The sequence below is a fragment of the Streptomyces hypolithicus genome (assembly GCF_052934925.1).
Window position 1 is genome coordinate 126,091 of the sequence record NZ_CM128811.1, and the last position, 14,172, is coordinate 140,262.

Sequence of the window (14,172 nt, forward strand, 5' to 3'; positions counted from 1 at the left end):
GGGTGAGCAAGGCGCATCATGCCTTGCTCACCCACCTTGCTCACCCACCTGCCTTCCTGCCAGTGGAGCGGTCCGTTCGCCCGTTCCCCGGCGTACGCCGCGCAGGAACGCTCCCAGTGCCTCCTGGGCGGTCCGTTCGGGCCGCCAGCCCAGCACCTCATGGGCCCGGCGGCAGTCGAGCACCGGCAGGCGCAGGACCGCGTCGAACAGGTGCGGGGATGCGGGTACGGCGTGGGCGAGCCAGGCGGTCGCCAGCGCCGTCCGCACCAGCGTCCGTGGCAGCCGTACGACGCGGGCACCGAGCTGGTCCCCGAGTTCCTGTGCGTCGATCACCGGGCCGGCGGCCAGGTTGAAAGCTCCTCGTACGTCGCCCAGTACGGCGAGCCGGTACGCCTGGGCGGCGTCGTCGGTGTGCAGGACCTGGAAGCGCAGCCCTTCGAGGTCGGGGACGAAGGGCAGCAGGTCAGGCCGCAGCAGTGCACCAGGTACGTAGCGGCCCGCGAAGATGCGCCGCTGTTCGCTGGCCGCCGTCTCCTTGAACAGGAAACCGGGCCGCATGCGCACCACCCTGACGTCCGGGTGGCGCAGCTCGAAGGTGTCGAGGACGCGCTCCAGGTATGCCTTCTCCCGGCAGTACGCGGCGTCGGGCCACCCGTGGGTCGGCCACTCCTCGTCGACGCCGGGTTCGTCCTTCGGGCCGGGTGAGTAGGCCCCCACGGACGAGGCGTGCACCAGCGCCGGCACACCCGCCCCGGCAACGGCGTCGAAGACCCGCATCGAGCCGCTCACGTTGCTCTGCCAGGTGAGAACGGGGTTGTGCGTCGGCTGGAAGCGCCAGGCCAGGTGGACGACCGCGTCCGCGCCCGCGAAGTGGCTCACCAGGGTGCTCCGGCTGTCGGTGTGGCCGAGGTCCACCGTGCCCCATTCGACGCCGGGCAACGAGAGCCTCGGAGTACGGCGGGCGAGGCCGAGTACCGAACCGACGGCGGGATCCTCGGACAGGGCCCTCACCACGCTCGTGCCGACGTTGCCGGTCGCCCCCGTGACGACGACCCGCAGGCCTGTGCGCGCGCTCATCGCCGCTCCTTGGTCCGTTGGTTGGCCCCGTGGTTGCCCCGGGCCGCGCGGCCCGTCCCCTGCACCGTGGTACGGGTCAGCGGCCGAGGGCCTTGCTCAGCTGCTGCTTGTTCATCGCGGAGCGGCCTTCGATGTTCTTCTTCTTGGCCTCCGCGTACAGCTGGTCCCTGGTGGGGCCCTGCGCGCCGCTGTGTGAGCGCTGGCCGCCCCGCTCCGAAGCGGACTTGGGGTCGCGGGTGGAGGTCTTGCTCGCGGTCATGGCCTCACCGGAGCGGGCCCGCTCCTTGTTGACGGTCCGCGAGGCGATTTCCTTCGCTCGCTCCTCGGAAGTGCCGCGCTCCTGCGCGCCTTCCTTGATGTGCTCGTACTGCCGCTCACGCTTGGGGCTGGACCCTGCGGGCATGACACTCACCTCGTCGTAACGGTTCGATGTGTTCGCCGTCGTGGGGCGCGTACGCGGAGCCGGCCGGCACGTCACCTCATCCACGCGGCTACCCCTACTTCACGCCCAAAACCCACCGCTCGCTACACGAGCGCGGACCGGACGTGTGGACCGGAAGTGTGATTGGCCGGCTGCGGGCCGGGCACGCGCAAGGACGTGGCGGGACCTCCGGTGGCATGGCGGGCCCAGAGCCTCCAGGGTGGGAAAAGCTACGCGCAAGGAGTGACGATGACGGCTCCGACCAGGCACGGAGGGCGGGACATACGCCACGCTCCCAGCTGAGTTCACACCATCCCTGTTTCCCGCCCGATCCCGCACCGGAATGTCTTTCCGGGGCCGTACTGGACGCCACCCGGCGTCCGAGGAGTCTTCGATGACACGCGCAGTCGCCCTGGTCTGCACCCTCACCCCCTCCCCCGAGCCGTCGAGCAGCCACCTTCTGGCGGATCAGATCATGGCCGAGCTGGCCGGCCTCGGAGTGCAGGGCGAAACCCTGCGCATCGTCGACCACGACGTCCAGCCGGGAGTCGCCCGCGACATGGGTGACGGGGACGCCTGGCCTCAGATCCTCGAAAAGGTGATGACGGCCGACATCGTGCTGGTGTCGACCCCCATCTGGCTCGGGCACCCCTCCAGCCTCTGCCAGCGGGTGCTGGAGCGGCTGAACGCCGACATCGCCGAAACCGACGAGCAGGGACGGCAGTTGCCTTACGGCAAGGTCGCACTGGCCGCGGTCGTCGGCAATGAGGACGGGGCGCACAAGGTGAGCGCCGACCTCTTCCAGGGGCTCAACGACCTCGGCTTCAGCCTGGCGCCCGGAGCCGTCACGTACTGGGTGGGTGAGGCCCAGCACGGCACCGACTACCAGGACCTGGACGAAACCCCGCAGAGCGTCTCCGCCACCCTGCGCACCCAGGCCGTGAACGCCGTCCACCTCGCCCGCCTGCTGGCCGACGCGCCGTACCCGCCGAGTTAGACCGACCGCCAGTAGGGAACGCGGAACTAGGCCGGCACCGGCACCCGTTGTTCCCACAGCCAGGAGACATCACAGTGACAGACGAGAACGCCGCCCCTCGGGCTCAGGACCCCGTGACCAAGCACCCGCAGCCCGAGTTCGGGCAGCAGGAGCAGGCGCATCCTGGCTGGACCGGGCCGATGGACCCGCCTCCCGACCACGGCGAAGACTCCTATCGGGGCAGCGGAGTCCTGGAGGGCCGCAAGGCCTTGGTCACCGGCGGTGATTCCGGGATCGGCCGCGCCGTGTGCCTCGCCTTCGCGCGTGAGGGCGCCGACGTACTCTTCACCCATCTGGCCGAGGAGCGTGAGGACGCCCACGAGACGGTACGGCTGATCGAGGGTGCCGGCCGTCGCGCCGTGGCCGTCCCGTGTGACATCCGCGAGGAAGAACAGTGCCGCCGGCTCGTCGAACGTGCTGTGCTGGAATTCGAGCGGATCGATGTCCTGGTCAACAACGCCGCGTACCAGATGTCGCAGCCGGACGGCATCGAGGCGATCTCCACTGAGCAGTTCGACCGGGTCGTACGCACCAATCTCTACGGCATGTTCTGGCTGTCGAAGATGGCCCTGCCCCACATCCCGCGAGGGGGCTGCATCATCAATTCGACCTCGGTGCAGGCGTACAAGCCGAGCCCGCACCTGCTCGACTACGCGATGACCAAGGGCGCCATCGTCACCTTCACCCAGGGGCTGGCGCAGATGCTGGCCGAGAGGGGGGTCCGGGTCAACGCGGTGGCGCCCGGTCCGGTGTGGACTCCGCTCATTCCGGCGACGATGCCGGACACCGTCTCCTTCGGCAAGCAGTCACCGCTGGGCCGGCCCGCGCAGCCCGCCGAAATGGCCCCCGCCTATGTGTTCCTGGCCTCTCCGCAGTCCAGCTACATCACCGCTGAGATCGTCAACGCCACGGGCGGCACCCCGCTGCCCTAGGTGTTCTGTCCACGGAGGTTGGTGACAGTGACCACGGTGGGGTGATCTTGAATGAGTGAGCTGCCGTACAGGAAACTTGGCGGCGACTTCCGACGAGTGCCTGTAGATCTCGACGCCCACGTGTCTGATCGCGCGAGCCGGTCACCCGAACGGCCCGCGCACGCCCGCGGGCCCAACGGTCCGGCGTACCTTCCGCCGACGTACCCCGCTTCAGACCTTCTCGGCACGGATCACCACGAGTCCTTCCCGGTCGGAGTCCGCGTCCAGCAGGCGGCGCTCCCGCAGCCATGCCAAGCGCCCGCGCACCACCGGCCCGAACGGAACGGACCTGCGGTCGGCCACCTCGGCGCGCAGACCGGCCCGCTGCAGCCGCCGTAGCGTCGCGTCGCTCCCGGTCAACGCGGAGTGCACCATGAGTAGCACCCCGTGCGGACGCAGCGCGGCAGGCGCCGCGTCACAGATGCGGTCCACCAGCACGCGGCCGTCACGGCCCGCGTCCCAGGCCCGCGCCGGCCCCCGTCGCGGCAGCGCGAGACCGGGTGCCGGGACGTAGGGAGGGTTGCTGACAACGACGTCGAACGAACGCCCCGGCAGCGACGACAGAAGGTCGCTCCGGCACACGGTGACGCGGCGGCGAGCGAGCAACGCGTTCATTCGCGCCGTGAGCACGGCGCGTCTGCCGATGTCGACCGCGGTCACGCGTGCGCCGAGCCGGGCCGCGTACACCGCGAGGACGCCGCTGCCCGTGCATACGTCGAGCACGCTCGTCCCCGCGCTGATGCCCTCACGTCGCATCGCCTCGGCCAGCAGCAGCGTGTCGTCCTGGGGGGCGTACACACCAGGCAGAGTGAACACCGCACCGAAGTCGGGAGGCGGCGGCGCTGCGGTGGTCATCGGGCGTCTCTCCTCGGACAGCGGACAGCGGCAGCTCGCAGACGCGCCTGCGGGTCTGCGGGTCTCAGTTGCGCTCCATCGTGACGAGCGCAGGGTTCACAGCGCGTGCGCCACGGCGGAGGCCGAAGTTGCGTACGAACCGGGCTACTCGAACCGCGCGGGGTCGCCCGCCCCGCGGCGTACGATCTCGGCCTCGCCGGCGGAGAAGTCGATGACCGTGGTCGGCTCGGTGCCGCAGTCGCCCGAGTCGACCACGGTGTCCACCACATGGTCGAGCCGTTCCTTGATCTCCCAGCCCTGGGTCATCGGCTCCTCCTCGTCGGGCAGGAGCAGCGTGCTGGAGAGCAGCGGCTCCCCCAGTTCGGCGAGCAGGGCCTGGGCGACGATGTGGTCGGGAATCCGGACTCCGACCGTCTTCTTCTTGGGGTGCAGCAGCTGGCGCGGCACCTCTTTCGTCGCCGGGAGGATGAAGGTGTAACTGCCGGGCGTCGCCGCTTTGATCGCCCGGAACACGTCGTTGTCGATGTGCACGAACTGGCCCAGCTGCGCGAAGTCCTGGCACACCAGGGTGAAGTGGTGACGGTCGTCGAGGTTCCTGATCGACCGGATCCGGCCGATGCCGTCCCGGCTGCCCAGTCGGCAGCCCAGCGCGAAACAGGAGTCCGTCGGATACACGACGAGCGCGCCGGAACGGATGCTTTCAGCCACGGCGGTGATGGTGCGTCGCTGCGGATTCTCGGGGTGCACGTCGAAATACTTCGCCATGCGCCGAGCCTACGTGATCAGGGCATCCGCACGGCCGCCTGTCAGCCGTCAAGCCGTCAAGCCGTCAGCGGTCGGTACGGATGCGGTGGATGGAGTCCATGGCCTGCGCGCCGGCTGCCGCCTTGTCGACGACGTACGCGGTGCCACGGTGGAGGACGACATGGTCGGTGTTCGCCCCGGTCGCCAGGTCCGCGAGGACACTCCCCGTCCGCGGGTCGACCACCGTGGTCGTCCCCGACCCCCGGTTGGCGACGAAGACGTTGCCGGTGCAGACGTCGGTCGCCACGGCGAGACTGCCCGCGCCCGTGGCGATCTCCTTCTCGACCACTCCCGCGCGCAGATCGATCACGGAGACGGTGCCGGAGCCCTGGTTGGCGGTGTAGGCGGTGTGGCCGTCGACCGACAGCGACACGTCGATGGCGCCCTGGCCGGCGGGGATCAGTGTGGGCGTTCCGGACGTGGGCGAGAGGACGATGAGACGGCCGTTCATCAGGTCGGCGGCGTAGACGGTGCCGGTGCGCGGGTCGACGGCAAGGCCGGCGGGCCCGGCGCCCTGGACAGTGACGCGCTTCTTCTCCTGGAAGGTGCGGGTGTCGAAGGCGACGAGGCTGCCGTCCTCCAGGCCCGAGGCCCAGGCCAGGTCGCGGTGCGCGTCGATCACGACGTCCCGGACGTGCCGCACACCCGGCACCGAGGCGAGGTGGCGGCCGGTGCGCTGACTGTAGACGGCGAGGGAGTTGTCAACCGTGTTGGTGGTCCAGACGGTGTTGTGCTCATCGTCGACGGCAACCCCGTACACCGCCTCCCGCGCGCCGGTGGCCTCGTCCTTGAGGGGCGGCGTGTAGGCCGCCGTCACCTTCAGGCTCCGGGGGTCCACCTTCAGAAGCTGGGACTGGGTGACAGGCGGGAAGCCGACCGAGCTGGTGACCCACAGGACGTTGTTCCGTGCCGAGTAGGCGGACTGGTAGAGCCCCTGCCCCAACTCGGCCGAGTCCACCGTGTACGACGTCTGGCGGCTGTGACCATGCGCCGACGCGGCCGTCGCCGTGCCGGCCGGACCGAGTGCCCAGGTGGCGGACACGGCGGCGGCGAGCAGGACTCGGCGGTTGATGACGGAGCGGTTGCGGGACATGGTTCGTTCCTCCTGAAGTGGTACTGGCTGTGGTGGTGTTGCCGTGTCGCAGGTCGGTAGGTCAGGTCGGTGGGCCCAGGTCGGTAGGCCAGGTCAGGTCGGTCATGCGTCGAGTTCGGCCAGCCGGTCCGCGAGTACCGCTGCGATCGCGTCGAGTTGTGGCGGCTGCGTCATCTCGGGGTGCAGACAGTCCAGGGCGTGCTCGATGAGCCGGCCGGTCGTGTACGGCTGCCAGGCGAGGGGGGTGAGCCAGTCCTCGGCCCGGGGGGCCGCAGCCGTGAAGAACAGCAGGTCGCCGTCGAAGACCTGATGCCGGTGGGTTCGCATGAGGCGGGCGTTGTTGGTCACGATGGCGAGGACGGCGGTCAGGACCCGCTCGGGAAGAGCCGCGAGCGCGCTGCCCTCGTGACGCAGAGTGGCAAGGACGCTGTCCCGGGTCAGGCCGTCGCTGCCCTCGAAACCTGCCATCCGCAGAAGGGCGTTGAGTGCGTCGGCCTCAGTGGGTCCGGCGAGGTCGCGCCACTGGTCGGAGGGGTACGCGTCCATCAGCGCGAGGAGGTCGACCCGCTCGCCGGCCTGCTGGAGGTGGACCGCCACGGTATGGGCGACGACCCCGCCGACGGACCAGCCCAGCAGCCGATAGGGGCCGTGGGGCTGCACGGTCCGGATCTGAGCCGCGTAGTCGGCGGCCATCTCGTCCATCGTGGCGGGCAGGGCTTCGCCGTCGTGCAGCAGTCCTCGCGCCTGAAGCCCGTGGACCGGCTGACCCGCGCCCAGTCGGGGCAGCAGCCCCGAGTAGCACCAGCTGATCCCTCCCGCCGGATGGAACACGAACAGCGGAACGCGGTCGCCGCCCGGGCGCAGCGGCAGCAGTACCTCCAGTGCCGTGTCGGCGCCCGCGTCGCCGGTGAGCCGCCCGGCGAGAGCGGCCGGTGTCGGCGCACGGAACAGGGCGCCGATCGGGGCGCTGAGGCCCAGGGTCTCGCGGATGCGGGACATGAGACGGGCGGCGAGCAATGACGTGCCGCCGAGGTCGAAGAAGGCGGCGTCCGCAGCGACGCGTTCGAGGCCGAGCACCTCGGCGAAGAGGCGGGCCAGTGTTTCCTCGGTCGGGTTGCGAGGAGCCCGGCCGCCGGTCCCCGCCTCCGCGACGGGGGCGGGCAGGGCCTTGCGGTCGAGCTTGCCGTTGGGGCTGAGGGGGAAGTCATCGAGGCGTACGACCGCCGAGGGCACCATGTAGTCGGGCAGTACGGCGGCGAGGCGTGCGCGCAGGGCCGCCTCGTCCGGTACAGCCGCCCCGTCCCGTACGGGCCCACTGCCCGTGACATAGGCGACGAGCCGCTGGTCGCCGGGCCGGTCCTCGCGCACGATCACACAGGCACCCGTCACGGTGTCCATCGCCGCCAGGTGCGCCTCGATCTCGCCGGGTTCGAGGCGCTGGCCGTACAGCTTGACCTGTTGGTCAGTACGCCCCAGGTAGATGATCTCCCCGTCGGCGGTCCAGCGGGCGAGGTCGCCCGTGCGGTACATGCGCGAGCCCGGCGAGCCGTAGGGGTCGGCGACGAAGCGGCCGGCGGTCAGAGTGGGGCGCCGCAGGTAGCCGTCGGCGAGCTGAACTCCGGCGAGGTGCAGCTCGCCGGGGACGCCGGGAGGGCACAGCTGGAGGGCGGCGTCCAGAACGTACAGCCGGGTGTTCCACACCGGACGGCCGATGGGGACAGGACCGGTCTGCCCAGAGGTGCAGGTGTGGTGGGTGACGTCGACCGCGGCTTCCGTGGGTCCGTACAGGTTGTGCAACTGGGCGCTGGGCAGCATGCGGTGGAACTGCCGCACGGTGTCCCGGGACAGCGCCTCACCGCTGGAGAAGACGTGCCGCAGCGAGGAGCATCCGGCCGCGGCCGGTTCCGCGAGGAAGACCTGGAGCATGGACGGCACGAAGTGGCAGACGGCGACCGACTGTTCCTGGATGGTGCGCGCCAGGTAGAGCGGATCCTTGTGCCCGTCCGGTTCGGCGACGACCAGGGTGGCGCCTACGCGCAGTGCCCAGAAGAACTCCCACACGGAGACGTCGAAGCCGGACGGGGTTTTCTGGAGCACCCGGTCGCCGGGGGCGAGCGGGTAGGTGTGCTGCATCCAGCGCAGCCGGTTGTCGATGGCCGCGTGGGACACCACCACGCCCTTGGGCCTGCCCGTGGAACCGGAGGTGTAGATGACGTACGCCGGATGCTGTGGTGTGAGCGCGTCGGGCGAGCCGACCGGAGACAGCGCCGAGAGGTCCGTCCGGTCGAGCACGACGTGCGGGATGCCGGTGTCGGGCAGGCGCGTGCGGGTGGCCGAGTCGGTGACGACCGCGACCGGGGCGGCGTCGTCGAGCATGTCGGCGATCCGGCCGGGAGGGTGGCCGGGATCGAGCGGCAGATAGGCACCGCCGGCCTTGAGTACGGCCAGCAGGGCGACGATCAGTTCCACCGAACGCGGCAGGGCGACGGCGACCAGCGCCCCTGGCCGTACGCCGTCCGCGGCCAGCTTGCGGGCGAGACGGCCGGCCCGCGCGTTCAGTTGCCCGTACGTCAGGGTCCGGCCGCCGAAGACGAGGGCCGGGGCTTGCGGGGTGCGTTCTGCCTGTTCCTCGATCGGGCCGATGAGGGTGGTGGCGGGGAGCGGCCGGGACGTCTCGTTGAACTCGACGAGCACGCGCCGCCGTTCCTCCGGGGTCGCCGTGCCGAGTCCCGCGAGTGGAGCTTCGGGGTCGGCGTGGACGGTCCGGGTGAGCAGGTGGAGGAACCGCAGCTGGTGTGCGGCGAGCTCGTCCTCGGTGTACACGGCGGGGTTCGCGTCGTGATCGATCCGCAGACCCCGGCCGTCGGTCCGGTCGTACACATTGACGGTGAGGTCGTCGACAGGGCCGGCGGAGAGGTTGTGCGGGGTGGCGGTGACGCCGCCGAAGGACAGGTCGTAGTCGAACGGCATGATGTTGACGAGAGGTCCGACCGGCGCGCGGCCTTCGCCGAGCAGGCCGTGGTCGCGCCTGATGTCCTCGATCCGGTAGCGCTGATGGCGGCGCGCGGCGCGCACCGCGAGGACGACCTGCCGTGTCAGAGCGGCGAGTGTGGTGTCCGGAGCCACGGTCAGCCGCAGCGGCAGCACGTTCATGACCATGCCGGGGATGCGCAGGGCGACCGAACCCATGCGGCCCATCATCGGCATCCCCAGGACCACGTCGGCGGTGCCGGTGACGCGCGAGACGTACAGGGCCTGGACGGCGATGAGTACGTCCGGCCAGGTGGCCCGCAGGTGCGCGGCGACTTCCCGAAGCCGGGCCGTGGTGGGATCCGGCACCCGGGCGCTGCGCCGCAGGAAGGTGCGCGAGGCCAGCACCGTACGTCCGGCGAGCGCGGGTGCCTGCGGGCGGTCGGCGAGCGTCTCGGTCCAGTACGTCCGGTCGGTGTCCAACCGGCCGCCTGCACGGTAGGCGGCATCGTCTTGGATCAGGTCGGCCAGCCGCCCGAAGTCGCGCTCCCCCGGCTCCGTCCCCGCGACGAGGGCGGCGTACAGATCCGCGGTCCGCCGGGCGAGCAGCGAGTAGCCGAAGCCGTCCATGACGATGTGGTGCACGCATTGGTACCACAGCCACTGTTCGTCCCCGACCCGCAGCAGCGCGTGCCGGAACGGCGGGCCCACGGCGAGATCGAAGGGCCGCGTCAGGTCGTCGTCCATCCAGGCAAGGGCGGCTGCCTGCGGGTCGGGCGCTCCTCGCAGGTCGGCCGTGTGCAGCGGAAACGCGATGCCGGGCGCGGCCGGGTCGAACGGGAACTGGCGTGGTCCGCCGGGGGATGGTGCGATCCGTACGTTCAGTGCGTCCGCTTCGGCCGCGGTTCGGCGCAGCGCCCGCACCAGGACCTCGGGCCGTAACGGTCCTTCGAGCAGCAGATATTCGGCGGTGTTGAGCGCGGGACTCTCCGGATCGAGGGCCTGTGCGAACCACATGCCCGTCTGGGCGGCTGTCAGCGGAAGGCCGCCGGCGTCGGAGCCGTCCGGGGGCACGGGGCCCGCGGCGGGTTCTGCTGTTGTCGATACGGTGGTCATCCCCGCGCCCCCAGCCGAGTTGCCCACGCGTCGATGGCAGGGTGTTCGGCCAGGTCCACGAAGGAGACGGCGGCGCCGTGCTCGCGTCGCCACCGCTCGACCAGGCTCATCAGTCGGACCGAGTCGAGACCGTAGTCGGCGAGGTTCTCGTCGTCGGGGATGTCGGCGGGGTCCTCGCCCAGGACGTCGGCGATGTCCTCGCGCATCTGCTGCACAGTCAGCGGCGCCACGGTCAAATCCCTTCGCCCAGGATCGCGTCGGTGGTGGTGACGACGGCGCACCGGCCGGCGGCCCAGCGCAGCGCCGACCGGTGTTCTCGTTCGCTGAAATCGGCGACCGCGTCGGCGACGACGAAGGCCTCGATGTCCCGCATCCAGGCGTCGCAGGCCGTCGTGACCACGCCGATGTGCGCGTACACACCGGTGATGACGAGCTGGTCACGGCCGTGGTGTTCCAGCAGCGCGGCGAGTTCGGAGCGTACGAAGGCGCTGTACTTCCACTTGGTGACGACCGTGTCACCGTCCTGGGGCGCCACGGCCGGCGCGATGGCCCCGGCATGCGGATCATCGGGCAGGCCCGGTCCCCAGAAGTCCTGCTGGAGCCCGCGCTGCGCTGGGCTCTGGCCGCCGGGCTGGGCGGAGTACACGACGGGTATGTCCCGACTTCTGGCGTACGTCGCCAACCGTGCCGTGTTGGCGAGGAGTTCGGTCACCGGGGAGGTGTTGTCCTCGAAGGCGGACAGGAAGTGGTTCTGCAGGTCGTGGACGAGCAGGACCGCCCGCTGGGGGTCGACGGTCCAGCCTGCGCGGTTCTCGGGCAGAGCGGTGGCGCCGGGCATGGGGTACGGGGAGATGGCGGGCAGCGCCATGACAACGGGCCTTTCAGTGGGGGCCGGGCTGGGCGGCGGTGGTGCGGAGGTCCTTCTTGCTGACCTTGCCGATGCCGGTGGCCGGGAAGGCGTCGACGAACTCGACCCGGTCGGGCACCTTGTAGGCGGCCAGGCCGCGTTCCCGGACGTACCTGCGGAGGGCGGCGGGCCGCAGTTCGCCGCCCTCGCGGAGGATGACGTACGCGCAGGCCCGCTCGCCGAGGTAGTCGTCGGGGACCGACACGACGGACACGTCGTGGACTGCGGGATGGCCGAGGATGACGTTCTCGACCTCCTCCGCCGCGATCTTCTCGCCGCCACGGTTGATCTGGTCCTTGGCGCGGCCCTCCACCACGAGGTGTCCGCTCGGGGTCGCGCGGGCGATGTCGCCGGTGCGGTAGAAGCCGTCGGGCGTGAACGAGCGGGCGTTGTGCTCGGCGGCCCGCCAGTAGCCCCGGATCGTGTAGGGGCCGCGGGTGAGGAGATGGCCGGTTTCTCCGGGAGCCACGTCCTGGCCCTCGTCGTCGACGATGCGGATCTCGTCGTCGGGCGAGATCGGCCGGCCCTGGGTGGTGACGACGGTCTCCTCGTCGTCGTCCAGCCGGGTGTAGTTGACGAGGCCTTCGGCCATGCCGAAGACCTGTTGCAGGGAGCAGCCGAGCGCGGGCCGTACGCGCCGCGCCGCTTCCTCGCTGAACTTGGCACCGCCGACCAGCAGGACGCGCAGGCTGTCGAGGTCGTACGTCGTGTTCAGCGCGGCCTGGGTCCACACGAGGGCGAGCGGGGGCACGAGACCGGTGATCGTGACGCCCTCGCGCTCGATGAGCGGGAACGCGGTCTCCGGGGCGGGACCGGGGCACAGCACGACGCGGCCGCCGGCGCACAGGGTGCCCAGCGAGCCGGGCGAGCTGAGTGGGAAGTTGTGTGCGGCCGGCAGGACCACGAGATAGACGCTGGCCTCGTCCACCGCGCAGATCTCGTTGGATCCCCGCAGCGAGTAGAGATAGTCGTCGTGCGTACGCGGGATCAGTTTCGGCACCCCTGTGCTGCCGCCGGACAGTTGGAGGAAGGCCAGGTCCGAGGCGCTCGGCCCGGCGTACGTGTCGAGGCCGACGGGTTCGCACGGCACCGTGCTCAGTGCGGTGTGCGCGCCCGGTTCCCCCACCACGAACACATGGCGCAGCGTCGGGGTCTGTTCCTTCACCCTGGTGGCGAGGTCGCGGTGATCGAAGCCGTCGTGCCGGTCGGCGACGACGTACGCGACCGCCTCGGAGAACGAGCAGAAGTACCCGATCTCCTGCTCCCGGTGGGCCGGCAGGGCGAACACCGGCAGCGCGCCGATCCGGAACAGCGCGAAGACGACCTCGAAGAACTCGGCGACGTTCGGCAGCTGCACCACCACCCGGTCGCTCCGGCCGATTCCGGCGGCCAGAAAACCAGCGGCGAGCCGGTCGGCCCGACGGTCGAGCTCCCCGTACGTCCAGCGGCGGCCCTCACCGGCGGGATCCACGACGGCGGGATCCACGACGGCGACCCGGTCGGGGTGCTCCCGGGCGCGGGCGGCCAGCATCTGCCCGAAGGTTTCTCCGCGCCAGTACCCGGCGGCACGGTAGCGCTCGGCGAAGTCGGCGGGCCAGGTCGGTGCGTCGGCGCTCACAGTCGGGCTCCCACGGCGTCGAGGAACGTACGGAACTTGGCGCTGGTCTCGGCGGTCTCGGCCGCCGGGTCCGACGAAGCCACCAGGCCCGCGCCGGCGAAGAGCCGCAGACCTGCGGGGCCCGCCTCCGCGCAGCGGATGGTCACGACCCACTCACCGTCCCCGTCCGCGTCACCCCAGCCGACGACACCGGAGTACAGGCCGCGGTCGAACGGCTCCAGCTCTGCGATGACCTCCTGGGCCCGCCCGGTCGGTTCGCCGCAGACCGCCGGCGTGGGATGCAGCGCACAGGCGAGTTCCAGTGCCGAGGCCGGCCGGGGGGCGAGGGTGCCGGTGATGGTCGTCGACAGGTGCCACATGGCCGCGGTCTGCACCAGAGTGGGCCGTTCGGGCACCACGAGGTCGCCGCAGTACGGGGCCAGCGCGTCCTGTATCGCATTGACGACGACGGCGTGCTCGAACAGGTCCTTGGGCGATTCGAGCAGCGCGGCGGCGCGGCGTACGTCCTCGGCGAGGTCGTCGCTGCGGGGCGTCGAGCCGGCGAGCGGGTTGGCCAGCAGGTTTCTTCCGCGCCGGGAGACGAGGAGTTCGGGGCTGGCACCGAGCAGGGTGCGGCCGGTGCCCGTGGGCATCGCGAAGGTGTAGCCGCGGGCGTCGCGACGGGCGAGCCTCTGCAGCATCCCCGGCACGTCGGGCTCCCGGTCACCGGTCAGATCGAGCGCCCTCGCGAGGACGACTTTCCGTAACTCGCCCGCCGCCATACGGCCGACGGCGGCGGCGACCGCGGCCGCGTACCGGTCGGGCGCGGGCACCGGCCGTATCTGCCAGGCGATGCCGGCCGGTGCGGGCGCCGGAAGTGCGATCAGTGGATCCCGGCCGAGTGCCGGGGCGCGGCGCAGGCTGTCGGGAACGGCGAGCGCGGCGGGCGCGGACGCATCGAAGGGGATCGCTCCCATGACCACGGGGTGCGGCCGGCCGGCGGTTCGGGCCGCGGCGAGGGCGTCCTGGACCCGCTCGGTGAGCGGCCGCGCGTCGTGCGGGACGTGAGCCCATTCACCGCGCGCGAGCAGTGTTCTGGTGGGGGAGGCGAAAAATCGGTCCGTGCTGGGTCGATAGGCGTCGAGGAGGGCCGTCGCCGTGCCGACGATGTCGGCTCCGGACTCCTGCCCGGCGAGCGGGGCATGGACCGTGGTCACCTTGTGTTCTCCCAGTTCCTCGCCGAGCCTTGCGAGTAAGGCAAGGCTCACCTATCGTTTCCAGCGGCACCACCGCCTCCGCCCCGCCAACTCGGCTTTGTACGGGCG

The 14,172-nt window shown here is 71.0% G+C and carries 12 protein-coding genes; 2 read left to right on the plus strand and 10 right to left on the minus strand.

The annotated features are described in order from the left end of the window. Positions 1 to 27 precede the first annotated feature (27 nt). Together ACU6WZ_RS00695 and ACU6WZ_RS00700 are read right to left on the minus strand one after the other, a co-directional pair. Positions 28 to 1,077, minus strand: a complete 1,050-nt coding sequence (locus tag ACU6WZ_RS00695) for an SDR family oxidoreductase (protein ID WP_447031141.1) — start codon at positions 1,075 to 1,077, stop codon at positions 28 to 30. A 76-nt stretch (positions 1,078 to 1,153) separates the two neighbouring features. Next, positions 1,154 to 1,480 carry a plasmid stabilization protein gene (locus ACU6WZ_RS00700; protein WP_447031142.1) on the minus strand — a complete coding sequence of 109 codons (327 nt, stop codon included), beginning with the start codon at positions 1,478 to 1,480 and terminating at the stop codon, positions 1,154 to 1,156. A gap of 412 nt (positions 1,481 to 1,892) precedes the next feature. On the opposite strand from ACU6WZ_RS00700, the gene ACU6WZ_RS00705 reads away from it, so the two are divergent. Together ACU6WZ_RS00705 and ACU6WZ_RS00710 are read left to right on the plus strand one after the other, a co-directional pair. Then, complete coding sequence (locus ACU6WZ_RS00705; RefSeq protein WP_447031143.1) at positions 1,893 to 2,495, plus strand: flavodoxin family protein; 603 nt, start codon at positions 1,893 to 1,895, stop codon at positions 2,493 to 2,495. 74 nt (positions 2,496 to 2,569) lie between these two features. Continuing rightward, positions 2,570 to 3,466 (plus strand): SDR family oxidoreductase, encoded by an 897-nt coding sequence (locus ACU6WZ_RS00710; protein WP_447031144.1) that lies wholly within the window; start codon positions 2,570 to 2,572, stop codon positions 3,464 to 3,466. Between the two features lie 210 nt (positions 3,467 to 3,676). Here ACU6WZ_RS00710 and ACU6WZ_RS00715 read toward each other — a convergent pair whose 3' ends face one another. From ACU6WZ_RS00715 to ACU6WZ_RS00750, 8 genes are all read right to left on the minus strand, one after another. Continuing rightward, positions 3,677 to 4,360, minus strand: a complete 684-nt coding sequence (locus ACU6WZ_RS00715; protein WP_447031145.1) for a HemK2/MTQ2 family protein methyltransferase — start codon at positions 4,358 to 4,360, stop codon at positions 3,677 to 3,679. A gap of 144 nt (positions 4,361 to 4,504) precedes the next feature. Further along, entirely contained in the window at positions 4,505 to 5,125 is a 621-nt protein-coding gene (locus tag ACU6WZ_RS00720; protein ID WP_447031146.1) for an L-threonylcarbamoyladenylate synthase, read from the minus strand. A gap of 64 nt (positions 5,126 to 5,189) precedes the next feature. Then, entirely contained in the window at positions 5,190 to 6,257 is a 1,068-nt protein-coding gene (locus ACU6WZ_RS00725; protein WP_447031147.1) for a YncE family protein, read from the minus strand. Between the two features lie 102 nt (positions 6,258 to 6,359). Further along, on the minus strand, positions 6,360 to 10,343 hold the full coding sequence (locus ACU6WZ_RS00730) for a non-ribosomal peptide synthetase (RefSeq protein WP_447031148.1): 3,984 nt from the start codon (positions 10,341 to 10,343) through the stop codon (positions 6,360 to 6,362). Then, a complete protein-coding gene (locus ACU6WZ_RS00735) occupies positions 10,340 to 10,549 on the minus strand; it encodes a phosphopantetheine-binding protein (RefSeq protein WP_447034313.1) in 210 nt (69 codons plus the stop codon). The genes ACU6WZ_RS00730 and ACU6WZ_RS00735 overlap by 4 nt, the downstream gene beginning before the upstream one ends. A 26-nt stretch (positions 10,550 to 10,575) precedes the next feature. Next, positions 10,576 to 11,211 carry an isochorismatase family protein gene (locus ACU6WZ_RS00740; protein WP_447031149.1) on the minus strand — a complete coding sequence of 212 codons (636 nt, stop codon included), beginning with the start codon at positions 11,209 to 11,211 and terminating at the stop codon, positions 10,576 to 10,578. A gap of 13 nt (positions 11,212 to 11,224) precedes the next feature. Then, positions 11,225 to 12,868, minus strand: a complete 1,644-nt coding sequence (locus ACU6WZ_RS00745; protein WP_447031150.1) for a (2,3-dihydroxybenzoyl)adenylate synthase — start codon at positions 12,866 to 12,868, stop codon at positions 11,225 to 11,227. Further along, positions 12,865 to 14,064 (minus strand): isochorismate synthase, encoded by a 1,200-nt coding sequence (locus tag ACU6WZ_RS00750; protein WP_447031151.1) that lies wholly within the window; start codon positions 14,062 to 14,064, stop codon positions 12,865 to 12,867. Before ACU6WZ_RS00750 ends, ACU6WZ_RS00745 begins: the two co-directional genes overlap by 4 nt. Positions 14,065 to 14,172 lie beyond the last annotated feature (108 nt).

Coding starts and splice junctions, on each gene's coding strand:
- ACU6WZ_RS00720 (WP_447031146.1), bottom strand. CDS start 5,125: ATGGCGAAGTATTTCGACGTGCACCCCGAGAATCCGCAGCGACGCACC.
- ACU6WZ_RS00695 (WP_447031141.1), bottom strand. CDS start 1,077: ATGAGCGCGCGCACAGGCCTGCGGGTCGTCGTCACGGGGGCGACCGGC.
- ACU6WZ_RS00740 (WP_447031149.1), bottom strand. CDS start 11,211: ATGGCGCTGCCCGCCATCTCCCCGTACCCCATGCCCGGCGCCACCGCT.
- ACU6WZ_RS00705 (WP_447031143.1), top strand. CDS start 1,893: ATGACACGCGCAGTCGCCCTGGTCTGCACCCTCACCCCCTCCCCCGAG.
- ACU6WZ_RS00725 (WP_447031147.1), bottom strand. CDS start 6,257: ATGTCCCGCAACCGCTCCGTCATCAACCGCCGAGTCCTGCTCGCCGCC.
- ACU6WZ_RS00730 (WP_447031148.1), bottom strand. CDS start 10,343: ATGACCACCGTATCGACAACAGCAGAACCCGCCGCGGGCCCCGTGCCC.
- ACU6WZ_RS00715 (WP_447031145.1), bottom strand. CDS start 4,360: ATGACCACCGCAGCGCCGCCGCCTCCCGACTTCGGTGCGGTGTTCACT.
- ACU6WZ_RS00735 (WP_447034313.1), bottom strand. CDS start 10,549: ATGCGCGAGGACATCGCCGACGTCCTGGGCGAGGACCCCGCCGACATC.
- ACU6WZ_RS00700 (WP_447031142.1), bottom strand. CDS start 1,480: ATGCCCGCAGGGTCCAGCCCCAAGCGTGAGCGGCAGTACGAGCACATC.